Genomic DNA, 25788 nt, shown 5'->3' on the forward strand with positions numbered 1-25788 from the left:
CTGTTATTGCAAATCTATCCGTGACACGGGCAAGTCTGCCCCTGGCCAGCCTGCACGGCCAGCGTGTTCCAGTCCGCCTCGGACGCCGGGTTGAAGGTCGGCGCGGGCCCGAGCTCATGGATACGGCGCGTGAACTCCGTGACCACATGCTGCCAGCGCTGTCCTTCCGACGCCGAAACCCAGGTATATTCGAAACGGCGCGCATCGATGCCTGTTATGGGCAGGAAGCGTTTGAGCATTTCGAGCCTGCGCCGGGCGTAGAAGTTGCCTTCGGCATAGTGGCAATCCCGGGGGTGACAGCCGGAAACGAGCACTCCGTCCGCGCCGTTCATGAGGGAACGGACGATGAAGAGCGGATCGATACGGCCGGAACAGGGTACGCGGATGACGCGCAGATCCGTAGGCTGATTGAAACGGGATACACCCGCCGTGTCCGCGCCGCCGTAGGAGCACCAGTTACATAAGAAGCCGACTATTCGTAATTCGCGAACATCTTGGGCGGGCATAAGGCGTTCACCTCCGCGAGGATCTGGTTATCAGTGAAATGTTCAAGCTGGACGGCGCCCTGGGGGCAGGTAACCGTGCAGATGCCGCAGCCCTGGCAGACCGTGTCGATGACCTCGGCCTTGGGGTTGCCGAAGCGGTCCTGGACTTCCTTGATGGCTCCGAACGGACAGGTCTGAATGCACTTGCCGCAGCCAACGCAGCGGGCCGGATTGACCCTGGAAACTGCCGGATCGGATTCCAGTTCCTTCTTGGAGAGAAGACCCAGAACCTTGGAAGCGGCGGCGCTGCCCTGACTGACCGAAGCCGGAATGTCTTTCGGACCCTGACAGGCGCCGGCCAGGAATACGCCGGCAGTATTGGTCTCGACGGGCTTGAGTTTGGGATGACTCTCGACGAAGAAGCCGTACTGATCCGGAGCCACACGCAGCTTCTCGCCCAATTGCACCGCGCCCTTGGCCGATTCGGCGCCCACGGCCAGCACGACCAGGTCGGCGGGGACCTCCACCTGCGTACCGGCCAGAGTGTCGGCGCCGCGCACGATGAGCTTGTCGCCCTTGGGATAGATCATGGCCACGCGGCCACGCACATACTGCGCCCCGTACTCCTCCATGGCCCTGCGGACGAACTCGTCGTAGAGCTTACCCGGCGAACGGATGTCCATGTAGAAGACATATGACTGGGAATCGGGGATATGGTCCTTGGTCAGGATGGTCTGCTTGGCGGTGTACATGCAGCAGAAGCCTGAACAGTACGGACGGTCCACGGACTTGTCGCGCGAACCCACGCACTGGATGAAGACCACGTTTTTGGGCTCCTTGCCGTCGGAGGGCCGCTTGATGTGTCCGCCCGAAGGACCGGAAGCCGAAAGCATGCGCTCGTACTGCATGGAGGTGACCACATCCGGGTAGCGGCCTTCACCGTACTGCGGATACTTGTGCCAATCGAAGAGGTCGTAACCCGTGGCCACGACAATGGCGCCCACATCCACATTGATGAGCTCATCCTTCTGTTCGAAGTCGATGCACTTGACCGGACAGACCTTGGCGCACAGTCCGCACTTGCCCTTGGTCAACATGATGCACGATTCCGCATTGATGGCCGCTTTCTTGGGGATGGCCTGCGGGAACGGGATGTTGATGGAGGGAGCGTTGCAGAGATTTTCGTTGAATTTGTCGGGAAACTTGCGGCTGGGGCATTTTTCCACACACAGGCCGCAGCCCGTGCAGTCCTTCCAGTTCACGAAGGTCGCCTTCTTGCGGATGGTGATCTGGAAGTTGCCAACGTACCCGCCGACAGCTTCGATCTCGGAGCAGGCGTAAAGTGTGATGTTGGGATGCTGGGCGATGTCGACCATCTTCGGGCCCAGAACGCAGGATGAGCAGTCCACCGTGGGGAAGGTCTTGTCCAGCTTGGCCATCTTGCCGCCGATGGTCTGCTCGCGCTCGACCATGATGACTTCCTGCCCGCCGTCCGCGCAATCGAGCGCCGCCTGGATGCCGGCCACGCCGCCGCCGATGACCAGCACGCGCTTGACCGTCTCGAAGCGTTTGGGGATCAGCGGCTTGTCGCGGCGCAGCTTTTCCACGGCCATGCGCACCAGCTCGGCGGCCTTGCCCGTGTTCAGATCCTTTGATTTGCCGATCCAGGAGACATGCTCGCGGATGTTGGCCATTTCAAACATGTAGCGGTTGAGTCCCGCGCGCTCCACTGTCCGGCGGAAAGTGGGTTCGTGCATGCGCGGGGTACAGGAGGCCACGACCACGCCGTCGAGATTCTTGTCCTTGATGGCCTGGATGATGGCGTCCTGCCCGGGCTCGGAACAAGCATACATCGTATCCGTGGAAAAAACCACGTCCGGGTAGGTCAGGGCCGTGGCCGCAACGGACGGACAGTCCACGGTTCCGGCAATATTGCTGCCGCAATGGCAGATAAAAACACCAATTCGCATTGCGTCCTCCCTACCTGGCCTGCGCCGGTTGTTTGATCTTGCCCAGGGCGAGTCTCGGATCGACACAGAGCTTTTCAAAGCCAAGCTGCGCGCGGTCCAGTCCCAGAGCATAGCCAAGGAGTTGGGTATAATAGAAAACCGGGATCTTGAATTTCTCGTGCAGGGCGTGATTGATCTGTCCCTGCCGCAGGTCCAGATTCATCTGGCACAGCGGACAGGCGGTCACGAAGGCGTCGGCGCCCACATCACGCCCGGCGTCCAGCAGCTTGCCCGAAAGCCGGGTCACGATGTCGTTGCGCGGTATGCCGTAAGACGCACCGCAGCACTCGACCTTGAGTGCAAAAGGCACGACTTCGGCGCCAAGCGCGGCCATAAGGTTGTCCATGGCCATGGGATTTTCGTGGTGGTCGAAACGCATCAGCTCCGGGGGCCGGTTCATGATGCATCCATAATAACAGGCGATCTTGATTCCGGTCAGAGGCTTGACCACCTTGGACTTGATCAGCTCAATGTCCACATTCTCGGTCAGCACCTGCAACACGGACTGCGCGTCCACGTTACCGTTGCAGGGCACGTCGAGGAGCGCATTGGCCTTGGTCCGAAACGCGGGATCTTCCATCTTGTGGGCGGCGGTGCGCAGATTGGTCAGACAGCTGGGACAGGGCGTTGTCACCCGATCCATGCCCATGACCTCGACCTGGGCCAGGTTGCGGGCGGACAGGGCCGCGGACAGGACATGATTCACGGTATGCGCGGGAGTGGATCCGCAGCAGCTCCAGTCCGGGATATCCACCAGCTCCACGTCCAGGGCCTTGCAGACCGCTCGGGTGGAGTTGTCGTATTCCAGGGATGTGCCCTGACCGGAACAGCCCGGATAATACGCGATTTTAAACATTGTCGCCTCCTTTGCGGAACCGCTCGAAAATGCGGGCCACCTGTTCGCGCCCCTGGATCTGGTGCGGTTTGAACGGCAGCTTGCCGCGCATGAGAGCCTGCGGAGCCAGATCGACATCGGTGAATACGCGGCCGGAGCGAGTCATGTAAGCGGCCATGAGACCCAGCTCATAGGCGCGGCCATGGCGCTCGACCGAGGCCAGAAACGAATCGGCGAAAATCTTCACGGAGCGTTCCGTGGCGTACCCGGCTTCCCGGGCCATGTGCCGACAGACATCCATGACCAGCGCGACATCGATCTTGTTCGGACAACGCGTGGTACAGGATTGACAGGAGCCGCACAGCCATAATGAACGGCTTTTCAGCACTGCTTCCTTTTGCCCGGCCTGGATCAGACGCATGATCTGACTGACCGAATAATCGTAGGCAAACGTGTACGGACACCCGGCCGTACAGTTGCCGCACTGGTAGCAGTTCCTGATTTTCTGATGGCTGCGGGCTTCGACCTCGGCGACAAACTCAAGGTCGGCAGTGGCAAGATCAAAGATTTGCATGGACATACCCAACTTGCGGTAAAGAACGGCGAACCGTCCGGTTGACATGAATCCAGTCCCCAAAAAAACCAACACGCTCAATGAACCTTTTTGACACACCGCCCGAACGGGCGGGTGACCCAAATTGATACAACGCATCTGCTGAAAGTGTGTGTTTCCGGGACATGGAGTTTCTTTTAAGCAGATTTAGTGCCATAGTACTTGGTCCCAAGAATTGTCCAGTCCCCGAACCGGGACGGGACGATCCCGAAACCGCGTCCAGGCAGCGCCAGCCTGACGGACAAAGACCAATCGGCCAGTCGTCGTAATTAACGTTCTGATAAAAACAACCGCAGAGAATGCGCCATTTTTTGCGCATTCTCTGCGGATAGTCCGCATCAGGAGGATTACAGCCTGGAATCAATATCCGAAGAATGAAGGAAGCCAGAGAATCGTTTGCGGGAAAATGACCATAAGCATGATGGCTACGAGGCTGACCGCAATGAACGGGAGCGATTTTACCGATATCTCCTCCAGCGACACTTGGGCGATGCCGGATGAAATGAATATATTCTCCCCGAGTGGCGGCGTCGAAAAGCCCAGGGACAGGCAACAGATGAGAATGATGCCAAAATGAATGGGATCGACCCCAAGGGCCACCATGACGGGAAGCAGTACGGGAGTGACGATCATGATGATTGCCAAGGTCTCCATGAACATTCCTATGAACACCAGGAACATCACGACGAGAATCCAGATTATGGTCAAATTTGTCGTGAAGTTCAACAAACCTTCGGCAATCATATCCGGAATCCTGTACTGAACAAGGATTCTTCCAAATGCATACGCTGTAAACATGATGATAAGAACTCGCCCGGTCAGCCATGACGTCGTCTCAAGCGACTTGGCGATTCCTTTTAAAGTAATTTCTTTGTAAACAAATATTCCAACAAAAAGTGTATAAAAAATTGCTACAATAGCTGCTTCTGTTGGAGTGAATACACCAGAATATATACCACCAAGTATTACAACTGGAGCCAAAATCGCTAGAAATCCTTCTTTTACCGTATTAATCAACTTTTTGTAATTAAATTCTTCATCACTCAATCCGATATGCTTTGCCTTGCAAATCAGATAATGCATGAGAACCATCACGGAAGCAATGATCAGACCTGGAAAAACGCCGGCGATAAACATCTTTGTTATCGATTGCTGGGCGGTTACGCCATAGATTACCATCGGAATACTCGGAGGAATGATGATTCCCAGACCTCCTGATGTACCGGTAGCTGCGGCAGCATAACCCCGATCGTATCCTTTTTTGATCATGGCCGGGATCATGAGCATGCCGACGGCAGCGGTCGTGGCCGGACCAGAACCCGAAATCGCACCGAAAAAAACGCAGGCCAAGGTTGTCGTGATCGCGAGCCCTCCGGTGACCCTTCCAATCATTGCCTCCGCGATACGCACCAGACGTCTGGAAATTCCGGCACATTCCATCAAGGCACCGGCCAAAACGAATGCGGGAAGAGCCATAATCGGAAAGGAGTTGACTGAACTGAATGCGATCTGGACCAAACTCGAAAGATCCTGACCGTCCAGGAGAAAAGTGATCATCGCCGCGGCACCCAAAGCAAGGGCTATCGGTCCCCCCATTAAAAGCAGAATTCCAAAACTTAAAAATAATATTGTAGCTTCAGACATTGATTTTCTCCGTTACGGCCGGTTTTGATCAACTACTCAGTCAACTGTTTAAATTCGTCTGGATCGACCTGATCAACATCTTTTATATCTTCTTTAAGTATATACTTGATATAATTTACCTGTACTATTCTCAAAGACATAAGGGTAAAGCTTATAGTGAATATGTAATAAACATATGCCATTGACCACCCAAGTGCTGGAGAATAATATGAAAACTCCTTCATGCTTTCAATAACTTTAAAACTTTCTACAACCATTACAATATTAAATCCAATCCATATCAAATCAGACAATATTTGTGCAAATTTTCCAAATGATTCAGGCAACAAACGAAACTGAACAGTGACTCTGTTGTGAGCAGAAAGTCTTGCAGCATAAGATGCACCAAAAAAAACAAACCACACAAATGAAAATCGTGAAACTTCTTCACTCCAAGGCAAGACAATATTGAACAATGCCCGCAAAATAATTTGCGCAAATAAAATTACAACAAAGAATGCTAACATCAACTGGCATACATATTTTTCTATATTATCTAGAAAACATAGTATTTTTTTTGCGACCATTTTTTGCCCCTTTTTAAAAAAAAGGGGAAGAGCTTCCTCTTCCCCTTTCTTCTGCGCAATTACTTCTTCCCAAGATGCAGCATCATGGTGTCAATCACTTCCTTTCCGCCAACAAAGTCATAATATTCAGGCCATACTTTGGCTTTGACGATCTCTTTCCACTGATCTTCGTCTTTCAGGATCGAGACTTCAACACCGGCGTCCTGCATGCCTTTCTTGGCTTTCTCAGCTTCAAGAACCTGGAAGAGAAGGCAATACTGCTGCGCCTCGATACCAGCACGGATAACCATGTCCTTGGTCGCGTCGTCGAAGCTCTTCATGGTCTTGACGCCCATGACCATCGGCTGGAACGAATACTGATAATGCGTTTCGGTGAGGTACTTCTGAACTTCCTGGAACTTCATCGTGTAATTGACGATGTAGGGATTCTCCTGGCCGTCGATAACTTTCTGCTGCATGGCCGTGAACGTCTCTGACCATGCCATGGGGATGGGATTGGCACCCAGTGCGGTGAGCGTGGCAAGGATGACCTTGTTCTGGGGGACGCGGATCTTCAGACCGGCGAGGTCTGCGAGGGCATTGACGGGCCTTGCGGAGTTGGTCACGAATCGAAAATTCGAGTACGTCCAGCCGAGCACCGTGAATCCGCCCTTCTCCTCTCCGATCTTGTTCCAGTATGCGCCCATGTAACCTGTCGTCGCCTTGACGGCGTCATAGTGATTCTCGATCAGGTACGGATAGCTCAATGCTCCGAATTGAGGAACGAAGGGGACGACGTTGCCGACGCCAACAATTGCCACATCCAGAGTACCCATGCGGGCATTCTGCAACATTTCGGTTTCAGTGCCCAGAGAACCGCCCGGAAAAAGCTGAACCTCGATCTCACCGTTGGAAAGTCCTTCAAGATTCTCTTTGAATCTTTTTGCAAATGCGCCCTGGTCCGACTCCATCGGATCACCCATACCTACCTTGACGATCCTTTTCGCAAAGACGTCACCGGCACCAAAAGCAAGCAAAAGAGTCAGACATACTACCAGTAATTTAATTTTCCGAGGCATTTTTTTCTCCTTGTGATCATTGTTTGCGTTTTTTGATTCACACAGTGCGAAAGCAAAAGTCTCCTGAAACGTGCAATAGTGCCCAGTCACCTCCTGCAGAAAAAACTAAAAAATTGAAATTTCACCCGCATTAAAGACAGCAGAAAACTTTATCATCAATGAATCAATACTCTTTGTTGTTTTTCACGATATCCACGATCTCTTTGGCCAGGATGTCCGCGGCATCGAACACGGGCATAGGGAAGTCGCCCTCGCCAACAACGCTGAGCTCCGTGCAGGCGATAATGCCTACCTCGGCCCCCATCGAACTCAGCCCCGACACGATTTCACCGAAATCACGCCGGACCTTCTCACCACGCGCCCCGGCCTTGATCTCTCTGATCAGCTGGAACAAGCGGCCTTCATCCTCCAGGGTCGGATAGACGACCTCCACTCCCCTTGGCAGGAAAATATTCTCGTAGAGACCCGTGATCCGGACAGCTGGTGAAGCGAGGAGGCCGACCGTGCCGACGCCGGGAAGTGCGCCGAGAACGGATTCGACAGTCAGTTCGATAAGGTTGAGCACAGGGACGTGCACGCTTTTCTGCACGTCCCCGTGGTAATGATGCGCCGTATTACAGGGAATGACGATAAAATCGGCACCGCTCGCTTCCAGACGTTGGGCCATGCCTGCCATGCATGCCGCCGGGCTCTCCCCTGTTCCTTCGATGATGGCCTTGATGCGCGAAGGAACCTTGGGATTGTTGTCGACGATGCAATGAATGTGGTCGATGTCGTCCTTGGCCGGGGTCAGCCTCATGATCCGCATCATGAGGTCTATGGTGGCCTCAGGCCCCATCCCGCCGAGAATGCCGACGATCTTTTCCGTCATCTGCTCTGTCATTTCGACGCTCCGGGCCTAATTGCCGTAAAAGGTGTCGAGATACGCATACAATGCCGGAGAACCGCCGGTATGCAGGAAAAGAACGTTGGTGCCTTTTCCGAATGCGCCCTTGCGAACCAAGTCAATCAGTCCGGCCGCAGCCTTGCCTGAGTAAACCGGATCGAGCAGGACACCCTCGGTCCTGGCGAACAGGTTCACCGCCTCGACCATGCTCTCGGTGGGCAGGGAGTAGCCGGGACCAACGTATTCGTCATAGCAGACCACCTGTTCGCGGGGGACGTCGGAGCTCAACCCGAGCTTGCGGGCGACCTCGGAAGCCAGGTTGAAGACAATCTCTTCCTGAACCGGCTTCTTGCGGGACACGTTCACGCCGCTCACGGGAATGTTTGCATTCATTCCATACATGCCAACGACCATGCCCGCATGGGTGCCGGCGCTTCCGGAAGGAACAACGACATGGTCGACAGGCAGGCGCATGTCATTCAACTGGCCCAGTATCTCTTCAGCACACGAGACATAGCCAAGGGCTCCGATGGCGTTCGAAGCTCCGCCGGGGACGATATAGGGCTTGCGACCTTCGGCGGCGAGCCCGTCAGCGACCTTCTGCATCTCGGCCATCATGTCCGAACCGGCAGGCACGACGCGCAGGCTCTTCACGCCCAGAAGCTGAAACAGGAAGTTGTTGCCGCTGCCCTCGGGCTTGTAGGATCCCTTGACGCGTTCTTCGAGAACCAGATGGCAATCAAGGCCCTCCTTGACGGACCAGGACAGGGTCAGGCGGCAGTGGTTCGACTGCACGGCACCGCAGGTAATGATGGTGTCGGCGCCTTTTTCCAAAGCGTCACCGATGCAGAATTCGAGCTTGCGCGTCTTGTTGCCGCCGGCCGCGCCAGGCAGCAGGTCATCGCGCTTGATGAAGAGATTTACATCCCCGCCCAGAGCCTTGGTCAGGTTCGGCATGGATTCGATCGGGGTGGGGCCGTTCAGGTACGGACGTCTGGGAAACTTGGTGAAATTCATCTTCTACCTCGTTGGCATATGACCAATTCGTTAAGGGTTAGATCTGAAAGACGGCTTCGATCTCGATGTCCGCCCCCAAGGGCAGCGCAGCAACCTGAACGGTGCTTCGGGCAGGGAAGGGCTCGTCAAAATATTCCGCATAGACCGCATTGACGGCCTTGAAATCATTCATGTCAGTCAGAAAGATCGTCGTTTTGACGGCACCACCGAGGCTGCCGCCGGCTGCTTCGACGATGCTGCGCATGTTCTGCAGGCAAAGGTGGGTCCTGTGCGTTATGGAATCACCGGGAATCTGACCCGTCGCGGGATCGATGGGCAGTTGCCCGGACACGAAGACAAGCTCTCCCGAGGCAATGGCCTGGGAATAGGGGCCGATCGCCGCCGGCGCCTTGTCGGAATGAATTTTTGTTTTCTTCATCAGAATATCTCCTTTGCTGTTTCAGCAATAATGTCGGCGATGCGCGAACAATCCTCCAGCTCGAAGGTGAGCGGGATGCGCATGTCGCAAAGTTTGGCGAGGACACGATTGCTCCCGGGAAGATCCGGAAGAGCCCCGAAATACTTCCAGCTCTGATACGCGCTGGTAAAGCCGACCGGCTCGACATGGCCGAACCACTTGATGTGGACTCCGCGCTCCTCGTTGGCCTGAAGAAACTGTCTGATCCTTGATTCCTCAATACCGGGGAGGCTGAACTGAATGGAGCTGCCGACATAGCCTTCCCGTGATTCGCGAGTCGGGCACATGATACCGGCAATTCCGCGCAGTCGCTCTTCAAGAAGGCGGTAACGCTCGTTCCACCGTTCGCAGCGCTGATCGAGCACCGCGAGTTGCGGGCGAAGAAGCGCCGCACGCAGGTTGTCCATGCGGCAACTGTAATTTGGAGTGAGGAGCTTGAACCGATCGAAGACCTCGAGCGGCGGTCGGGACACGTGCTTCTCATAGAGCATGTACGAACCCGAATAGATGATGGCTTTGGCAATGACTTCCTCGTCGTCCGTGACAAGGAGGCCGCCTTCGCCGGAGTTGATATGCTTGTAGGTCTGCGTGCTGAAACAACCGATCTTGCCGAAGGACCCGCTCTTGCGGCCATCCCAGGTCGCCCCCATGGTGTGTGCGCAATCCTCGATGAGCTGAAGCCCATTTCTTTCACAGATCTCAAGGACATGCCCCATGTTCGCGATGTGTCCGCGCATATGGGATATGAGAAAGAACTTCGCTTGCGATTCGCGCGCCTTTTTCTCAAGATCTTCAAGATCTATTGTGTAGTCTTCCGTAATCTCGACAAGCTCGACAACAGCTCCTGAGTTCTCTATTGCGCCAGGAACTGGAGCCAGTGTGAATGCGTTGCACAATACCTTGTCGCCAGGCTTAACGCCAATACACTTCAAGGCAAGGTACATCGCACTTCCACATGACGCACATGCAAGGCAATATTTTGCTCCCATGTACTCGGCGAACTCTTTCTCAAGCAAGGCCGCCTCGCCGATTTCGCCCTGACCGACGTTGTATCGATGCAGCTTTCCGCTCTGCATGATTTCGATCGCACACTTCATCCCTTCCTCGGGAATAGCTTCCTGCCGGGTAAAATCCTTACGGAAGGTTTTTCTCTCCGAGCTCATGCCGCCTCCTTTGAACCAAGCTGATTAATACTTGTAATCCGGATGATTATAGACATGAAAATCCCAAGATTCTTCCGAGAAGTACTTCTTCAGACGCCAATCGCAGGCCCGGGCATGCCCCTCCATTCCTTCCACGCGGGACAAACGCGAGGCCACGGCACTGATGGTCTTGTTAGCTTCCGTGCTGATCTGCTGATATGTGTATATTTTCAGAAACTTGTGGACGTTGAGACCGCCGGAGTAATAGCCGGCTTTCTTTGTCGGCAGGATGTGGTTTGTGCCGGAGCACTTGTCGCCGTGAGGAACGGTGCTGCCCTCACCAAGGAACAGAGACCCGTAGGACTTCAGGTTGCATCGCCACCAATCGAGATCCTCGGCGATTACCTGGACATGCTCGGCGGCGTAGAGGTCGTTCACGCGGCACAGTTCCTCGCGATCAGCACACAGGATGATTTCGCCGTAATCCCTCCAGGCTGAACGCGGCACTTCAGGATTTGGCATATCGTCGATAAGCTGATCCATCAGTGTCAACACGTTCTGGGCGAGCTCGCGACTGTCGGTGAAAAGCCAAACCGGGGAATCATACCCGTGCTCCGCCTGGGAGACGAGATCGATGGCTACCGTCATGGGGTCCGCGGTCGAATCCGCGATGACGGCGGACTCGGTGGGGCCCGCGAAAACGTCGATGCAGCAACGTCCCGTTCCGGCCAGACAGGCCTTGGCTTCGGCGACATAAGCATTACCCGGTCCTACCAGAATATTGGCAGGCCGACCTGTGAACAAGCCCAAAGCCATGGTGGCGATGGCCTGGATTCCTCCGAGTTCAAGAATGACATCCGCCCCGGAGTAATCCATCGCGTAGGCGACAGCAGGATCAATGGCGTCACCGCGTGGCGGGGAGGCCGCGACAACAAAAGGAACACCGGCTGTCTTCGCGGTTGCGACGCTCATCAAGGCTGAGCAGGCGTGAGCAAAACGACCACCGGGGACGTAACACCCAGCGACATCCATGGGAATGATTCTCTGACCGAGAGAAACTCCCGGAAAATTCTCTGTTTCAAACTCCTGGATGCTGTCCCGCTGCGCCTTGGCGAATGCATGAACCTGGCCATGGGCGAAACGGATGTCGTCCTTTACGGATTCAGGGACGCTTTTGATGAGCCGCGACTTCTTATCCTCACTGAGAATGAAATCCCCTTCCCAGTTGTCGAATTTTTTCGCGAGTTCCTGAACTGCAGCCTCTCCGCCTTCCTCGATATCAGTCAAAATTTTCTTGACCGAATCGCGAACACCTTCGCTTTTTGATTCGGCTGTCGCGATAGCCTTCTTGATATACTCCACAACACGTCTCCTTGATTTATTCATTTGGAACCACTGTTGGCCGAGCTCCCCAACCAGTTGCTGTCGACCTCCCCTTCGCCCCTTTTGGGCGTTCTTGTCAACATTTTATAAAATATTTTATAAAATATTTCCGAAAATAACTATTGTCGGATCAAGCTCCCAGAGATAATAGGCCGATTTACGGAAACGAGCGCGCCTGCCTCGCGCCCAACGGGCCGACCATTCGCACCGGAAATGATTTTTGGGGAGCACTCCGCCATTTCTGGTGCGTAACTCAGATCATCCGACAATCAGCAGGCTGCCGAAAAAACCAAACGCACAACCCCGTCCTGAAGCGACGGGCGTCAAGGAGAACAGTTTTGAGTTCCGACGCGTCGAACATCAAATCTCTGAAAGCCTACGAAAAAATCAGAAACCTGATCCTGAGCGGGGCCAAACTCCCAGGTACGCGACTGGTCCTGGCGGAACTGGAACAGGAATTGAACATTGGACGCGGCCCGATACGCGAAGCCCTCATGCGCCTCGACAGGTCCGGACTGGTGAAAAATGTCCCGTACAAGGGAGCTGTCGTCACCACGCCACCCAATTTGAAGGAGATGAAGTATCTTTATGAATTGCGGGTCGATATCGAAAGCAAGCTTGCGCTTGAGGCGATGAACAACTTAACCAAAGAAGACTTTGCGGATCTTGAATATCTTTGCGAAAAAATGCGTGATCGTGAAGGAACATGCGAGCATTTTTTTACTCTTGATCAGATGTTTCACAGAAGAATGTATGAAGCATCAAAACTTTTACATCTTTGCTTTATAGTAAACAAACTTCTTGAATCAGTTGAAATATTCTTGAACATTTACAGATATGAAACAGATGATTGTGAGCAATTCATACAGGATCATGAGATAATAATAAAAGCACTTCGTGAAAAAGATAGTGAAACATTATTAAAAACTTTAAAGAGAAATATCCTTGGAGGACTTGAACTCATAGACAAGGAATACAGCAAGATATCAAGAAGTCCTCAGCAGTAAAAAAACACTCGCGATTCAAGCAAAGATCACTCCGCTCCAGATTCCTGTCGGGCAGGCTTGTCCGGTTTCCCCGGGACGCCCGGCAGACATCTCTACATTTCGAAAATCATGTTGGCAGCCGCCATGCCCGGCGAAGCTCATGACAAGGTGCAGCGCGTAGATCTGCTCGTTGAAAAATCAAACGCAGCAGTTCCCTGCGCGTCTCGTGTTCACGGCGAAGAACAAGCGCAAACCACGTTCCAGGTGCACATCCGCACAATCATGACAATATCGAGCAACAATCCGAAATAATGGATGTTCCACAGGACAACCAATAGACCGTCGAAACACAAGCGCCCCGGCCGAAAACTCGGTCGGGGCGCTTGTGCATTGATGATTGATCCGCCATGAAAAACAGGGCTACATTCCGCAATTAATTGAAATTTAATCGACGATAATGTATTTTAAATACTTCTGGGTTTAGCCAAAGCCATCCCATGGCAGTTTTTTGAGGGCAATTTTTGTCCGCTTCATGCTGCATCCGGTTGCCCAGCCAAACCCGTCCGATTGATGGTCGGGCTTCTCATCCTCAAGCACTTTCTGCTGCCCCCTGGCCGCGACAACCACCCTCACCTCCCCCCCCCTCGTCGAACTGGGCGTGCAGATGGATATGAATCCCAGGGTCCTGTACTACGTAGTCCCGTATGAATACGCCGTGCTCCTCTACTTCTTCAGCTCCGGATTCATGCTCTTCAAAGACATGGTCAAAGTCCTGGCCGTGCGCATGGTCTTGACGGCCTTTTTCATCGCCTTTATCGCTATCCCGTACTGGAAATTCGTTCTTTAGCCTCCGACTGTTCCTCCGCTGTCCCAGCCATGAAATCATGGCTGGGGCAGCTTTCATACATCAATTCTTCACGGCGCCTCCCACCATTAGCCAAGGAGCACCATGCGCTTCATCCACAACACCAGCACCGACCCGGCCTTCAACCTCGCCGCCGAGGAATGGCTGCTGCGCCACACGGACACGGACATCTTCATGCTCTGGCGCAACGCGCCCGCCGTCATCGTCGGACGCAACCAGAACACCGCCTCGGAGATCGACGAGGAATTCGTGCGTGAGCGCGGCATCACGGTCATTCGACGCCTGACGGGTGGCGGGGCCGTGTTTCACGATCTGGGCAACGTCAACTTCACCTTCATCCAACTCGGCAAGCAAACCAAACAGCTGGACTTCCATCGCTTCACCGCCCCGATCATGGAAGCCCTGCAGGCCATGGGCGTAAACTGCCGGTTTGAAGGCCGCAACGACCTGGTCATCGACGGGCAAAAGTTTTCCGGCAACGCACAACTCCTGGAAAAGGACCGCGTCCTGCATCACGGCACCCTGCTCTTCTCCTCACAGATGGCCGACCTGTCCGGAGCCTTAAGGATCAATCCGGTCAAGTACGTGGACAAGGCGGTCAAGAGCGTCGCCAAGCGGGTCACCAACATTTCAAGCCACCTGCCCGAGCCCATTGATGTGGAGACCTTCGTCCGCCGCGTCATGGCCTATGTTTCCGGCAACGAGGCAGAAACCCTGCCCGGCCTTCGCGCGAGCGAGGAAGCGGCCATAAACGGGCTTGTCGAATCGAAGTACGGCACGTGGGACTGGAATTTCGGCTCCTCGCCCAACTATGGCTTCACACGGGGCACGCGCACCGAGGGCGGCGTTGTGGAAGTTCACCTCGATGTCCGGCACGGCCGCATCGAACAGGCCAGGATTTTCGGGGACTTCTTCGGAGCGCGAACCGTGGCTGAGCTTGAAGCCCTGCTCGCGGGCTGCCGTCACGAACGGAGCGAACTGTCCAGACACCTGGCGAATGTCCGGATCGACGAATTCATTCGCAACGTGGATAACGCGACATTCATGGACTGTCTTTTCTGATATGTTCTTCCTTGCACGTCCGACACAGCGTGATCGGAATGGTTACACATACAAAGTAAAATTGAGAACCGTTTGCAATAAATTCGGATGAGGCCATTTGCTGCCGACAATGCTTGACGGAACACTCCCGAACCTTCATGTTGCATGAAGTCAAACCAACGCGAAGAGGAACAAATGGACCGAAACAAGCGCCGCTGGGACCGCGAACCGATAACCGTGCCGTGCAAGATCAGCTACGAAGGCGACACCCGCAACTCGGCCCTGGGCAGCATCATCAACCTGAGCCCGGGCGGGGTCATGCTCGCGACGGAACAGGGTTTCATCGCTAACGAGCGCGTCGCCATCACCCTTGAGGATGAATACGACGCCCTGCTCTTCGAGTTCGCCGAGATATTGGTCGGCACGGTGCGCTGGAGCCAGTCCACGACTGCCCTGGGGCAAAACATCTACCACATTGGGGTCGCGCTGGAACGTGAACTGCCACGCAGAATGCTGCTGACAGAGCAATAATCGCGTCCATTCTCCTTGTGTTGTCTCAACGCATCATCTATATAGCCAGAAATTTTACCTTTCCCAAAAGAAAACTTGCCCCAGCGAGAGGATTTTTCCATGGCTCACGAGATGCAGAAGAACAGAAAATGGAAGCGCTTCGGCTGCCTGCTTCCCTGCAGGATCATCCCCCAGAGCGAGACCGACATGGTCGTCTCGGCACGGATCATAAACATCGGCCGCGGCGGTCTGCTCATTGAATCCGACTACAGCTTCAACATGGGTGACAGGGTCATCGTGGCTGCTGCGAGTACGGAGGTCGAACGTTTCGAGGCTATCGAGGAAATGCACGGGACCGTGCGCTGGGGACAAATCGATGACAATTCCCTGATGGGACTTTATTACATCGGGGTCGAATTCGACGAACTGCTCCCCCTCAAACAGGCGGTGGCCGAACAGACCTGAATGCGTCTTCTCCACGCGGCTCCGGGGACAGTTGTCCTTGCGCCCGGCTCTGGACTTGAGCACATAAAAAAGGGATTCTTGAGGAATCCCTTTTTTATGTGCATCGGCAAAGTCCGCGCCTTGATCAGACTTCAGGCTTCTTGGCCGGGACGGATGCCTTTTGGGCGATTTTCTCGGCCTTGGCTGCGCGCCGGAATCCGTAATCAAGCAGCTTGGCCGTCTCCCGCTGACGCACTGCGGAATTCTGTGCGCCGAGCACCACGGCCACAAGCCGCGTCTTGCCGCGCTTGGCTGTGGCCGTGATGTTGTAGCCAGCATCACAGACAAAGCCGGTCTTGAGTCCATCCACGCCCTTGTATGTGCGCAAAAGCGTGTTGGCGTTGCGATGCGTCGCACCGTGAAAGGTATGAGTTGTCATGGAGTGCACCTTCAGCGATTCGGGAAACGTGCGCAAATAGGCCACGGACAGCTTGGCGATATCCCGGGCGGTGGAGAGCTGGCCCGATGCGGGCAGGCCGTTGGGATTCTTGAAGCGGCTGTTGACCATGCCGATCTTCTTGGCTTTTGCGTTCATCTGCGCCACGAACTTGGAAGGATCGCCCTTGCCGAAATATTCGGCCACGGCCACGCAGGCGTTGTTGGCCGAGACCACGCTGATCCCCTTGATGAGCTCACCCAGCGGGACCTTTTCATTACGTTTGAGGCGCATGCGCGACCCGCCTGTTTTGACGGCCTCTGCACTGACGGGAATGGGAGTCGACGTCGAAAGCTTTCCCTGGGCCAGGGCTTCGCGAATGATGTACAATGTCAGGAGCTTGGTAATGGAAGCCGGGGCAATGGCCTTGTCCGGGTTGTGCTCGTAATAGATCTCTCCGGTGGACATGTTGATCAGCAATGCTGCCTGCGCATTCAGGAGCAGGTCCTTGGAGGTACCGGGCCTTGCGGCCTGTTTGGCTGGTCCGGCCTTGTCCGCGGCGGGCTTCCCGGTTTTGGCATCCGCAGCCTTGGACTGGGCGGCCGGCTTGGAAGGGGCCTTTGAGGCCTGCCCTGCCGTTTCGGACTTGGGCTCGGCCGTCCTGGTTTTTGCTGTAGCTGCCTTTTTCTTGGATGGCGGTTGCGAAGCGGACGGAGAGGCCTTGGTGGGTTCCGGCTGATCCGGAGTCTGGCCGACGGGGCTGACGGCCTCGGGCCTGGGCACCACGGTGGCCCGGAAGACGTGCGACCCGGAAGACGCAAAAGCGGAAAAACCGATTCCAGCCAATCCGCTGATCAGGGCATATATGACCACGAGGATCAAAAATCGTGAAGTGCATTTTTTCGTCATGGGCCTTGCCTTTACGGTTCAAGTACGTAGCGGTCAAGCGCCGGGCTGGCGAAGAAACCAAATAAACACAATGTAATCGATTGGTTATCAACCAAAAAAATTGTCCTATCCGCGAAACTGCATACGCAAATCAAATGTGAACGTATCCGTATCTTACATGCAACACCCCCATACTTCAACAGGAAACGGATAGAAAATCAAAGGATGACGTATCGGTACTTTGCTTAAGTCACACCTGTAGCTCGCATACCTGTCAATTATGCATCATCAGGCCCCTTTCAAGTCCTTCCAGAAAAAGCCGTGAACAAACCCACGGATTGCATGAATCGGCTTTGATCATTCTATTTCGCCTGCAGAATTGCAAACCAGGAGGGCATCAGCAGTTCCCTTTGAGCACAAAAAAGGCGGCAGGACTTCCTGCCGCCGATAGCACACACGCATCGTGAGACCTCATTCATCCGCAGCCGCCACCCATGCCTGCACATCCTGCCTTATGATTTCGCGTCTTGTAGCGCATGATGTCTCCCCCCTGATAATGTTCCGTCACGATGTCTGAGATCAAGCCCGTACATTCGAGCACCGTGATCCCGTGCTCGCCCAAAACCTGCCGGGGCTGCTTGCCCGCCGCTTCGACCAGGACCAGGGAACAGTCATGCAGGATGTCGGCAAGCCTGTGCCAGCGATCCGGGCCACAGCCAACATCCGGAGCCTGCCGCTCCTCCATCATGCGCGCACCCTTGCCGTGAGGCGTCCAGATCTGAAAGCCCGGAGCCTCGCCAAGGTGCATGTTGACAAGCATCCCCTCCCGCGTGGCCACGGCCACATAAGGCTTGACGTCCTTAGAGGAGCCGCATGCCAGTTTATTCAGGGCCGGAATCAGCTCGCTGGAGCGGTCCGAACACAGGAGCCCCACGGCATCGGCCCGGCAGCGCTTGCAATGGGTCATCTGCGGCACCAGCTCCCCGCCCTTGGCCCGCAGTTCATGAATGAGCTGTTTGGTCGGCTCTTCCACAGCGGCAAAAGGGGTATCCGCCGTCGGGTGCAACGGGATGAGATTCTGGATGTCCGCGCCAAGTTCCGCCGCCACCCTGGCCACCTCGACCAGGTGATGATCGTTCACGCCGGGAATGATGATGCTGTTCACCTTCACGGTGATGCCCTTTGCCTTCAAAAGACGGATGGATTCGAGTTGGCGCTCCAGAAGGATTTTTGCCCCCTCAACGCCCCTGTAAACCACCTTTCCGACCCGCACCCAGGAATAGATCTTTGCGCCGATTTCAGGATCCACGGCGTTCATGGTCACGGTCATGTGGGTAACACCCAGCTCGGCCAGACGGTCCACATGTTCGGGCAGGGCCAGCCCGTTGGAGGACAGGCAGTAGAGCATGTCCGGATATTTCTTGTTGATGCGTTCGATGGTTTCTATTGTGCGTTTGGCCTCGGCCATGGGATCGCCGGGTCCGGCGATGCCGACCACAGTGATGCGCGGCTCTTTTTTGAGGACCTCATCCAGGTACTCCACGGCCTTGTCCGGAGGCAGGATCGCGCTGGTGACGCCCGGCCGGGACTCGTTCACGCAGTCGTATTTGCGGTTGCAGTAGTTGCACTGGATATTGCAGCCGGGGGCCACGGGCAGATGCACCCGGCCACAGGATCCGGAAGTCTCTTTATTGAAACAGGGATGCTTTGATCTGTCTTTTGCTTCGGACATGGGGTTCTCCCTTGTATGTTGATGCGTCTGCGACGCAGATGAAACCCGAAGATGGATTGATTGCCGCTACAAATACCCATACCCAACCGGGCATTCGTCCTGGCTCTTCTCCAAAACCGCATTTACCAGCATGTCGTAGAGGGACAGCGCGCCTTCGTAACCGACATGCAGGATCCGCTGTCCGCCAAAGCGGTCATGGATGGGGAAACCGACCCGGATGAGCGGAATGTTTGACGCCCGGGCCATCTTGTAGCCCTTGCTGTGGCCGACCAGCAGATCGGGAGCCAGGTCGGCGGCCTCTTCCTCGATATCCTTGAAATCGGCACCGCTCCTGATCACGGGCATGGTCACGCAGACATCGCCGAGCGCATCGATCACCGCTTCGCCGAAGCGCTCGCCCTGGGTGCCGGTGGCGGCCAGGACCGGCTGGATGCCGATCTCGCCCAGAAAGGAGCACATGGCGATGACGAAATCCTCTTCGCCGTAAACCACGGCGCGCTTGCCGAAAATGTACTTGTGACCGTCGACCATGGCATCCAGCAGCCTGCCTCGGTCGAAGGCGTCCTTCTCAGGCATGTCGCAACCCGCAAACTCGCTCAGGGTGTCCATGAAGGCGTCCGTGGCTCTCAGGCCGATGGGGATCATGGTCTTGCGGGCCGGAACGCCGAATTTGCGCTCCAGCACTGCGGAAGCCGACTCCGTCAGGCCTCCGGACATGCCGAACTCGATGGTCCCGGCCGCACCGCCCATGGCCCGGATATCGGCCACGGGCGTGCCGCCGTCGGGCAGGGAGTGATAATCGTCCCAGATCACGCCATCCATGGTCCTCGACAGGTCGGGGAGCATGGTAAAACGCACGCCGGACCGTTCGCCAAGTTCGCGCAAGAAGCGGTAATCCGCCGGAGACAGGAAGCCGGGCAGCAGGTTCACGCCGTCGTGGGGCGTCCCCCGCTCCTTGACGACCTGATCGGCCAGGGAGCGCACCGCCGCGTGCCAGCCTTCCATGTGCGTGCCCGAGTAGCTGGGGGTGGCGACATGAACCAGCTCAGGCAGCGGCAGGTCAGCAAATTCTTCACGAAATTCGAACAGATAGCGACCAACATCATCGCCGATGGTCTCGGTCAGGCAGGTCGTGGCCACGCCGACCAGATCCACATCGTACTTGCGCATGACGTTCAAAATGCCCTTCTTGAGGTTCGGTCCGCCGCCGTAGACCGCGCTCTTCTCGCCCAGGGCCGAGGAGGCGATGTCCACTGGTTCGCGGTAATGACTGATGATATAGCGGCGCATGTAGGTCGCGCAGCCCTGGGAGCCGTGCAGAAAGGGGACGGCGTTCTCGATGCCCTTGAAAACCAGGGCCGCGCCCATGGGCGTGCACATCTTGCAGGCATTGGTGGTGGAAACGTAAGTGTTAGCCATTGACGGCCTCCTTGGTGGTACAGGTCACGCGATTGGTTCCGGCCGGGCGCGTCGCGCTCCGCCGGGGCATGAAGCGCCAGATCGGGCTCATGACCGAGGCGTGGATCTCCCTTGCGAAATTGTACATGCCGATGAAGCCTTCCAGCGCAATCTTGCGCTCGTGATTGTGATCGCAGAAGCCGACGCCCAGCTTGTAGGCAATGGGCCGTTCCTTGACTCCGCCGACAAACACGTCCACATCCTTCTCTTTTATGAACTGGGCCAGTTCGAGGGGGTTGGTGTCATCGACGATGATGGTCCCGGGATCGGAGATGGCGGCCAGCTCCTTGTAGTCTTCCTCGGTCCCGGTCTGGGAGCCGACTACGACCACCGACATGCCCAGATGCCTGAAGGCCTTGACCAGCGAGAAGGCCTTGAAGGATCCGCCCACATACATGGCCACCTTCTTGCCTTCGAGATCGCGGCGCAGCTCGGCCAGCTTCGGCATCAGCACGGAGAGCTCCTCGCGCACCAGAGCCACGGTCTTGGCCTTTATTTCCGGGTCCTGGTCCGCAAAAAAATCGGCCACCTTGTAGAGTGAATCGGCCATGTCCTCCACGCCAAGGTAGGATACCCGCTGGTAGGGAATGCCGTATTTCTCCTCCATCATCTTGGCGAGTTCCATGGTCGCACCGGAGCACTGCACCAGATTGAGCGCGGCGCCATGACAGCGCCGTATGTCGTCCACCCGCCCATCGCCGGTGATGTTGGCCACGGTCTCGACCCCCATTTTCTTGAAATATTCGCGCACTATCCATGTTTCACCCGCCAGGTTGAAGTCTCCGAGGATGTTCACGCTCTTGGGCGAGATGCCCTTGGTGTCGCCCGTGCCCACAAGCCGGAACATGGCCTTGCAGGCGGCGGCGTATCCTTCGCGCTTGTTGCCCTTGAAGCCTTCGCTCATGACCGGCAGGACCGTGATGCCCGTGTCCTCGGAGACACGGCGGCACACGGCCTCCAGATCGTCACCGATGAGGCCGACGATGCAGGTCGAATAGACGAAGGCGGCCCTGGGATTGTGCAGGCTGATGAGCTCGCGCAGGGAGGCTTCGAGCTTCTTCTCGCCGCCGAAGATGACGTCCATTTCCTGCAGGTCCGTGGAAAAGCTCAGGCGATGCAGCTGCGGGCCTGAAGAGATGGCCCCCCGGATGTCCCAGGTATAGGTGGCGCAACCGATGGGCCCGTGCACGAGATGCAGGGCGTCGGCGATGGGGTAGAGCACCACCCGTGAACCGCAAAACACGCAGGCCCGCTGGCTGACCGCGCCGGCCAGGCTGGGGCGGTTGCACGCCATGGCGAAAGGTTCTTCGCCGATGCGGTGCATCTGGCTTTTCCGTTCTTCGAGTATGGTCTTGTTCATGGTGTGCTCCTTGGGGCGGTGTCGCTGTGTTACCGCCCGAAAATTCATCTTTCGCAAGCCGCTTGGCCCATCGATCCAAAAAAATGTCTTCATGGAACCCGAATCCGCCGCAAGGCTGATGGAGGAAACCCTCCGGCGGATTCGGGACAAAAAATCAATCCGTCAAAACCTAGCCCAGATGGTATTCGGCGCAGGGTTCGCCCGCTTCGATCCCGTCCAGGATGGCGTCGATGGCCTCTTCGCTGTTCACGCCGCCGAACCACCAGTTGTCGGGCTGGACGACCATGATCGGGCCCTTTTCGCACAGCTTCATGCAGCCCGTGGCCGTGATCAGGATGTCGAGGCCGCGAGCCAGGATCTCTTCTTCCATGTACTGCAAAAAACCGTCGGTCTGCTTGAAGCAGACGCCCTTGGGGTCTCCCCCGACGCGAAAGCTCTGGCAAACGAGAATCTGTTTTTCGGGAATGGCCATATCTGTCTCCAAATTTTTAAGAATTATTTTCCGCCGGAGAATCTGCCGAACCATAGAGCTGGCGCACCAGGCTGAGCACGAAGCCTTCGGCCTCGATGACCGTGAGGCCCCGGGCGGCCAGAATTTCAAGAGGCTTTGGCCCTATGCTTGCGACCAGCAGGTAGGCGCAGTCGCTCAAGACCTCGGCCACCCCTTCCCAGCGGACGTTGCCGCCGCCGGGAGCCGGCGCCGGACGGGTTCCGATGAGTCCGACCATGCCCTGGTCACGGCCATAGATCCTGAATTCCCGGACATGGCCCAGGTGCAAGTCCACGGTCTTGCCGGTACTGCTGGCCACGGCCACCAGCGGGCGATTTGGAGGGGGAGGCGCGAAAGTCATGATCCTGCTCCTTCAAAAGGCGGCGGGTCCTCCCGCCGCCGGGCATCTAGCTAATAGACAAGTTCAAACTTCTCTTCCGTTTCATCACGATCCGAGCGGGTCAGCAGGAGATCGAGAATCCTGGTCAGCATGTGCAACCCGCCCTTGTACCCGACTGTCGGAAAATACTGATGTCCGACGCGATCGTAGATGGGGAACCCGAAGCGCAGGAACGGGATGTCCTCGTCGCGGGCGATGTACTTGCAGTAGGAGTTGCCGATGATCAGATCCACGGGCTCGTTCTTGATCCACTGGTGCAGGAGGAACATGTCCCCCCCGGCCTTGACGTTGGCCTTGTAACCGGCCTCGGCCGTGATCTCCTCGATGCGCTTCTCGAACTTGTTGCCGGGGGTTCCGGTAACGATGTGCACGGGCTTCATGTCGATGGAAGCCAGGAACTCGGTCAGGGCGATGACCTGATCCGGATCGCCGACCAGGGCCACTTTCTTGCCGTGGAAGTACTGGTGCATGTCGGAGATCAGATCGACCAGCTGACCGCGCTCAAACGCGATGGTATCGGGCACGCTGACGCCCGCGACCTTGCGCAGGGTGTCGATGAAGCGGTCCGTGGCCTTGAGGCCAAACGGCATGTCGAGCACGGTGCAGGGCACCTTGCACTGGGTGTCGAGCCAGCGTGCAGCGTCGGCCGAGCACCATTCGCCAAGGGCCAAAGTGCCGATGGCGTCGCCTGAAGCAACAAGGTCGGCGACCGGAGTGCCGCCGTCGGGGAACATCTTGTATTCGCCGGTCAGAGCGCCGTTCAGCACGCCGGAAGTGTCCGGGAAGAGGATGATGTCAAGGCCCATGAGGGTGGCCATGCGTCTGACTTCATCCATGTCCGAAGGTTCGACCCAGCCGGGGATGATGTTCACGCGGCCGTTCTTCTTGCCGGTGTTCACGGCAAAGCCCTTGGCCATGCCCTTGACCATGTTGGAGAAGCCGGTGACGTGCGAGCCGACGTAGCTGGGCGTGTTGGCGTAGATCACGTGCTTGCCCTCAGGCACCTTGCCACTCTTTTTGGCCTTGTCTGTCATCTGCGGCAGGTCGTCGCCGATGGTCTCGGACAGGCAGGTGGTGTGCACGGCGATGACATCGGGTTCGTAGACGGTGAAGATGTTCTCGATGGCCGAGACCAGGTTCGCACCGCCGCCAAAGACCGAAGCACCTTCGGTGAAGGAACTGGTGGCGGCCGAAACAGGCTCCTTGTAGTGCCGGGTCAGGGAGCTGCGGTGGTAGGCGCAGCAGCCCTGGGAACCGTGGGAATGCGGCAGGCATCCGTGAATGCCCAGCGCCGCGTACATGGCACCGATGGGCTGGCAGGTCTTGGCCGGGTTGATGGCCAGGGCGCTGCGTTCCTTTATTTCTTTGGGGGTATGTCTAAGTAGCATGATTATTTCCTCTTATTCCCAGACGTACGTGGCAGACAGTTCCGGGTTTTCCTGCCAGGGGGCCTTCATGTAACTCCAGACCTTGCTGTTCACGAGGCGGTCGATCTCATGATAGAAGTTGACCGCGCCCTGAAAACCGGCATAGGGGCCGCCGGAATCGTAGCTGTGCAGCTGCTTCATGGGTATGCCCAGCTTCTGGATGGAGAACTTTTCCTTGATGCCCGCGCAGAAAACATCGGGTTTGATGATTTCGACCAGCTTTTCGGCCTCGTACTGGTTGAGATCGTCGATAACGAGGGTCTGATGATCCATGTCCGGGATCAGGCCGTCGTATTCCTTGAACTTCAGTCCGGCGGCTTCGAGCTTCGCCATCTCCTCGGAAGTCTTGCGCGGGGCGTAACGATTCTCGTCCGCCTTGACCTCGATTTCCTCGATGTTGCGGCTGTCGGCGTCGACCTTCAGACCCGGGATGACCTGGCGGCCTTCGTAGTCGTCGCGGTGGGCGAATTCGTAGCCTGCGGCCAGGGTCTTCATGCCCATCTCGGCAAAAAGATCCTGATAATGATGGGCGCGGGAGCCACCGACGAAGAGCATGGCCGTCTTGCCCTTGGTACGGGGCAGCACGTCGTCTATGACAGCGTCAACGGCGGGCATTTCCTCGGCGATGACTTCTTCCACGCGAGCGGTCAGGCCCGGATCACCGAAGTATTCCGCGATCTTGCGCAGGGACTTGGCCGTGGACTTGGCGCCGATGAAGTTGACCTTGATCCACGGGATGCCGAACTTGGTTTCGAGCATGTCGGCCACGTAGTTGATGGAACGGTGGCACATGACCGCGGACAGATCGGCTTTGTGCGCCGAAGCGAACTGGTCGTAGGTCGAGTTGCCGGAAAAGGTGGAGATGTTGGTGATGCCGCATTTCTTGAGTATGCGGTCGATCTCGAACCCGTCTCCGCCGATGTTGTATTCGCCCAGAAGGTTGATCTTGAACTCGCCGGGTTTCTCGGCATCGTTCTCTCCCACCACTTCGCTGAAGATCTTGTTGTTGGCGATGTGGTGACCGGCGGACTGGCTGACGCCCTTGTATCCCTCGCAGCTGAAGGCAAAGACGTTGCAGTCGCCGAACTGGGCCTTCATCTTGCGGGCCACGGCGTGGATGTCGTCGCCGATGAGCCCAACGGGACAGGTGGCGAAGATGGCGATGGCCTTGGGGTGGAAGAGGTCGTAGGCTTCCTGGATGGCAGCCTGCAGCTTCTTCTCGCCGCCGAAGATGATGTCCTGGTCCTGCATGTCCGTGGAAAAGCAGTACGGCATGAAGTTCTCGTCGCCCTCGCCCGACGCGTCGGTCTGGTTACGGCGGGTCAGCCAGGAGTAGAAACCGCAGCCGATGGGGCCGTGGGTGATGTTGACGATGTCGCGGGTGGGCCCCAGGATGACGCCCTTGCAGCCTGCGTAGGTGCAGCCGCGCATGGTGATTATGCCTGGAATGGTGCGCACGTTGGCGGATATTTCAGGGGTCTCGTTGCCCAGGGCCTCGTTGACGAGGATCTGGGAGGCGCGCTTTCTGGCCACCTTGGGCGGATACTTGGCGAGCATGTCCGCTTTTACGTCGGTGGGCGTCCAGTTGACGAGCTTCTTGGCAGATGATGGCATGATGTTCTCCTTCGTGTGTCCTGGTTTCAATGGATGAAACCG

Annotated in this window: 24 protein-coding genes and 1 pseudogene; 5 read left to right on the forward strand and 20 right to left on the reverse strand. The window is 56.5% G+C overall.

Translation table 11 applies throughout. The features are described 5' to 3' along the window. Positions 1-14: 14 nt before the first annotated feature. From CVU60_13720 to hisD, 12 genes are all read right to left on the reverse strand, one after another. Complete coding sequence (locus CVU60_13720) at positions 15-506, reverse strand: hydrogenase iron-sulfur subunit (protein ID PKN40902.1); 492 nt, start codon at positions 504-506, stop codon at positions 15-17. After that, on the reverse strand, positions 473-2455 hold the full coding sequence (locus CVU60_13725; protein ID PKN40903.1) for a disulfide reductase: 1983 nt from the start codon (positions 2453-2455) through the stop codon (positions 473-475). Before CVU60_13725 ends, CVU60_13720 begins: the two co-directional genes overlap by 34 nt. A gap of 10 nt (positions 2456-2465) precedes the next feature. After that, positions 2466-3350 carry a heterodisulfide reductase subunit B gene (locus tag CVU60_13730; GenBank protein ID PKN40904.1) on the reverse strand — a complete coding sequence of 295 codons (885 nt, stop codon included), beginning with the start codon at positions 3348-3350 and terminating at the stop codon, positions 2466-2468. Further along, positions 3343-3951 (reverse strand): heterodisulfide reductase subunit C, encoded by a 609-nt coding sequence (locus tag CVU60_13735; GenBank protein ID PKN40905.1) that lies wholly within the window; start codon positions 3949-3951, stop codon positions 3343-3345. Before CVU60_13735 ends, CVU60_13730 begins: the two co-directional genes overlap by 8 nt. Positions 3952-4302: 351 nt before the next feature. Continuing rightward, complete coding sequence (locus CVU60_13740) at positions 4303-5586, reverse strand: C4-dicarboxylate ABC transporter permease (protein ID PKN40906.1); 1284 nt, start codon at positions 5584-5586, stop codon at positions 4303-4305. 32 nt (positions 5587-5618) lie between these two features. After that, positions 5619-6152: a TRAP transporter permease DctQ gene (locus CVU60_13745; GenBank protein ID PKN40907.1), complete on the reverse strand. Its 534-nt coding sequence runs from the start codon at positions 6150-6152 to the stop codon at positions 5619-5621. A 59-nt stretch (positions 6153-6211) separates the two neighbouring features. Beyond that, positions 6212-7210 carry a C4-dicarboxylate ABC transporter substrate-binding protein gene (locus CVU60_13750; protein PKN40908.1) on the reverse strand — a complete coding sequence of 333 codons (999 nt, stop codon included), beginning with the start codon at positions 7208-7210 and terminating at the stop codon, positions 6212-6214. Between the two features lie 163 nt (positions 7211-7373). Next, positions 7374-8093, reverse strand: a complete 720-nt coding sequence (locus CVU60_13755; GenBank protein ID PKN40909.1) for an aspartate racemase RacD — start codon at positions 8091-8093, stop codon at positions 7374-7376. Positions 8094-8108: 15 nt separating this feature from the next. Beyond that, complete coding sequence (locus tag CVU60_13760; protein PKN40910.1) at positions 8109-9113, reverse strand: D-cysteine desulfhydrase; 1005 nt, start codon at positions 9111-9113, stop codon at positions 8109-8111. Positions 9114-9150: 37 nt separating this feature from the next. Next, complete coding sequence (locus tag CVU60_13765) at positions 9151-9531, reverse strand: reactive intermediate/imine deaminase (protein ID PKN40911.1); 381 nt, start codon at positions 9529-9531, stop codon at positions 9151-9153. Continuing rightward, on the reverse strand, positions 9531-10733 hold the full coding sequence (locus CVU60_13770; protein PKN40912.1) for an aminotransferase: 1203 nt from the start codon (positions 10731-10733) through the stop codon (positions 9531-9533). The genes CVU60_13765 and CVU60_13770 overlap by 1 nt, the downstream gene beginning before the upstream one ends. Positions 10734-10757: 24 nt before the next feature. Next, positions 10758-12074: a histidinol dehydrogenase gene (gene hisD, locus CVU60_13775; protein ID PKN40913.1), complete on the reverse strand. Its 1317-nt coding sequence runs from the start codon at positions 12072-12074 to the stop codon at positions 10758-10760. 143 nt (positions 12075-12217) lie between these two features. Here hisD and CVU60_13780 point away from each other — a divergent pair, with 143 nt between their 5' ends. The 5 genes and pseudogenes from CVU60_13780 to CVU60_13800 all read left to right on the forward strand — a co-directional run bounded on the left by CVU60_13780 (position 12218) and on the right by CVU60_13800 (position 15962). Further along, the gene (locus CVU60_13780) at positions 12218-13102 is read left to right on the forward strand and encodes a hypothetical protein (GenBank protein PKN40914.1); all 885 of its coding nucleotides are present in this window, start codon (positions 12218-12220) and stop codon (positions 13100-13102) included. 549 nt (positions 13103-13651) lie between these two features. Continuing rightward, positions 13652-13928, forward strand: a pseudogene (locus tag CVU60_13785) (sodium:sulfate symporter). 102 nt (positions 13929-14030) lie between these two features. Next, positions 14031-15008, forward strand: a complete 978-nt coding sequence (locus tag CVU60_13790; protein ID PKN40915.1) for a lipoate--protein ligase — start codon at positions 14031-14033, stop codon at positions 15006-15008. A gap of 144 nt (positions 15009-15152) precedes the next feature. Further along, complete coding sequence (locus CVU60_13795; GenBank protein PKN40916.1) at positions 15153-15518, forward strand: hypothetical protein; 366 nt, start codon at positions 15153-15155, stop codon at positions 15516-15518. A gap of 99 nt (positions 15519-15617) precedes the next feature. Next, complete coding sequence (locus CVU60_13800) at positions 15618-15962, forward strand: hypothetical protein (GenBank protein PKN40917.1); 345 nt, start codon at positions 15618-15620, stop codon at positions 15960-15962. Positions 15963-16086: 124 nt separating this feature from the next. On the opposite strand, the gene CVU60_13805 is transcribed toward CVU60_13800, so the two are convergent. The 8 genes from CVU60_13805 to nifD all read right to left on the reverse strand — a co-directional run bounded on the left by CVU60_13805 (position 16087) and on the right by nifD (position 25746). Then, a complete protein-coding gene (locus tag CVU60_13805) occupies positions 16087-17286 on the reverse strand; it encodes a D-alanyl-D-alanine carboxypeptidase (protein ID PKN40918.1) in 1200 nt (399 codons plus the stop codon). 454 nt (positions 17287-17740) lie between these two features. Beyond that, entirely contained in the window at positions 17741-18997 is a 1257-nt protein-coding gene (gene nifB, locus CVU60_13810; protein PKN40919.1) for a nitrogenase cofactor biosynthesis protein NifB, read from the reverse strand. A 66-nt stretch (positions 18998-19063) separates the two neighbouring features. Then, the gene (locus tag CVU60_13815) at positions 19064-20416 is read right to left on the reverse strand and encodes a nitrogenase (GenBank protein ID PKN40920.1); all 1353 of its coding nucleotides are present in this window, start codon (positions 20414-20416) and stop codon (positions 19064-19066) included. Next, the gene (locus CVU60_13820; GenBank protein PKN40921.1) at positions 20409-21815 is read right to left on the reverse strand and encodes a nitrogenase iron-molybdenum cofactor biosynthesis protein NifE; all 1407 of its coding nucleotides are present in this window, start codon (positions 21813-21815) and stop codon (positions 20409-20411) included. Before CVU60_13820 ends, CVU60_13815 begins: the two co-directional genes overlap by 8 nt. 169 nt (positions 21816-21984) lie before the next feature. After that, complete coding sequence (locus tag CVU60_13825) at positions 21985-22287, reverse strand: ferredoxin (protein PKN40922.1); 303 nt, start codon at positions 22285-22287, stop codon at positions 21985-21987. Positions 22288-22303: 16 nt separating this feature from the next. Next, the gene (locus tag CVU60_13830) at positions 22304-22666 is read right to left on the reverse strand and encodes a hypothetical protein (GenBank protein PKN40923.1); all 363 of its coding nucleotides are present in this window, start codon (positions 22664-22666) and stop codon (positions 22304-22306) included. A gap of 50 nt (positions 22667-22716) precedes the next feature. After that, entirely contained in the window at positions 22717-24093 is a 1377-nt protein-coding gene (nifK, locus tag CVU60_13835; GenBank protein PKN40924.1) for a nitrogenase molybdenum-iron protein subunit beta, read from the reverse strand. A 12-nt stretch (positions 24094-24105) separates the two neighbouring features. After that, positions 24106-25746: a nitrogenase molybdenum-iron protein alpha chain gene (gene nifD / locus CVU60_13840; GenBank protein PKN40925.1), complete on the reverse strand. Its 1641-nt coding sequence runs from the start codon at positions 25744-25746 to the stop codon at positions 24106-24108. Positions 25747-25788 lie beyond the last annotated feature (42 nt).

It is taken from the genome of Deltaproteobacteria bacterium HGW-Deltaproteobacteria-18 (assembly GCA_002841885.1).
GTDB lineage: Bacteria > Desulfobacterota > Desulfovibrionia > Desulfovibrionales > Desulfomicrobiaceae > Desulfomicrobium.

What these genes read in the sequence shown, in the direction of transcription:
- CVU60_13720 (PKN40902.1), bottom strand. Translation starts at nt 506, where the DNA reads ATGCCCGCCCAAGATGTTCGCGAATTACGAATAGTCGGCTTCTTATGT.
- CVU60_13725 (PKN40903.1), bottom strand. Translation starts at nt 2,455, where the DNA reads ATGCGAATTGGTGTTTTTATCTGCCATTGCGGCAGCAATATTGCCGGA.
- CVU60_13730 (PKN40904.1), bottom strand. Translation starts at nt 3,350, where the DNA reads ATGTTTAAAATCGCGTATTATCCGGGCTGTTCCGGTCAGGGCACATCC.
- CVU60_13735 (PKN40905.1), bottom strand. Translation starts at nt 3,951, where the DNA reads ATGTCAACCGGACGGTTCGCCGTTCTTTACCGCAAGTTGGGTATGTCC.
- CVU60_13740 (PKN40906.1), bottom strand. Translation starts at nt 5,586, where the DNA reads ATGTCTGAAGCTACAATATTATTTTTAAGTTTTGGAATTCTGCTTTTA.
- CVU60_13745 (PKN40907.1), bottom strand. Translation starts at nt 6,152, where the DNA reads ATGGTCGCAAAAAAAATACTATGTTTTCTAGATAATATAGAAAAATAT.
- CVU60_13750 (PKN40908.1), bottom strand. Translation starts at nt 7,210, where the DNA reads ATGCCTCGGAAAATTAAATTACTGGTAGTATGTCTGACTCTTTTGCTT.
- CVU60_13755 (PKN40909.1), bottom strand. Translation starts at nt 8,093, where the DNA reads ATGACAGAGCAGATGACGGAAAAGATCGTCGGCATTCTCGGCGGGATG.
- CVU60_13760 (PKN40910.1), bottom strand. Translation starts at nt 9,113, where the DNA reads ATGAATTTCACCAAGTTTCCCAGACGTCCGTACCTGAACGGCCCCACC.
- CVU60_13765 (PKN40911.1), bottom strand. Translation starts at nt 9,531, where the DNA reads ATGAAGAAAACAAAAATTCATTCCGACAAGGCGCCGGCGGCGATCGGC.
- CVU60_13770 (PKN40912.1), bottom strand. Translation starts at nt 10,733, where the DNA reads ATGAGCTCGGAGAGAAAAACCTTCCGTAAGGATTTTACCCGGCAGGAA.
- CVU60_13790 (PKN40915.1), top strand. Translation starts at nt 14,031, where the DNA reads ATGCGCTTCATCCACAACACCAGCACCGACCCGGCCTTCAACCTCGCC.
- CVU60_13795 (PKN40916.1), top strand. Translation starts at nt 15,153, where the DNA reads ATGAAGTCAAACCAACGCGAAGAGGAACAAATGGACCGAAACAAGCGC.
- CVU60_13800 (PKN40917.1), top strand. Translation starts at nt 15,618, where the DNA reads ATGGCTCACGAGATGCAGAAGAACAGAAAATGGAAGCGCTTCGGCTGC.
- CVU60_13805 (PKN40918.1), bottom strand. Translation starts at nt 17,286, where the DNA reads ATGACGAAAAAATGCACTTCACGATTTTTGATCCTCGTGGTCATATAT.
- nifB (PKN40919.1), bottom strand. Translation starts at nt 18,997, where the DNA reads ATGTCCGAAGCAAAAGACAGATCAAAGCATCCCTGTTTCAATAAAGAG.
- CVU60_13815 (PKN40920.1), bottom strand. Translation starts at nt 20,416, where the DNA reads ATGGCTAACACTTACGTTTCCACCACCAATGCCTGCAAGATGTGCACG.
- CVU60_13820 (PKN40921.1), bottom strand. Translation starts at nt 21,815, where the DNA reads ATGAACAAGACCATACTCGAAGAACGGAAAAGCCAGATGCACCGCATC.
- CVU60_13825 (PKN40922.1), bottom strand. Translation starts at nt 22,287, where the DNA reads ATGGCCATTCCCGAAAAACAGATTCTCGTTTGCCAGAGCTTTCGCGTC.
- CVU60_13830 (PKN40923.1), bottom strand. Translation starts at nt 22,666, where the DNA reads ATGACTTTCGCGCCTCCCCCTCCAAATCGCCCGCTGGTGGCCGTGGCC.
- nifK (PKN40924.1), bottom strand. Translation starts at nt 24,093, where the DNA reads ATGCTACTTAGACATACCCCCAAAGAAATAAAGGAACGCAGCGCCCTG.
- nifD (PKN40925.1), bottom strand. Translation starts at nt 25,746, where the DNA reads ATGCCATCATCTGCCAAGAAGCTCGTCAACTGGACGCCCACCGACGTA.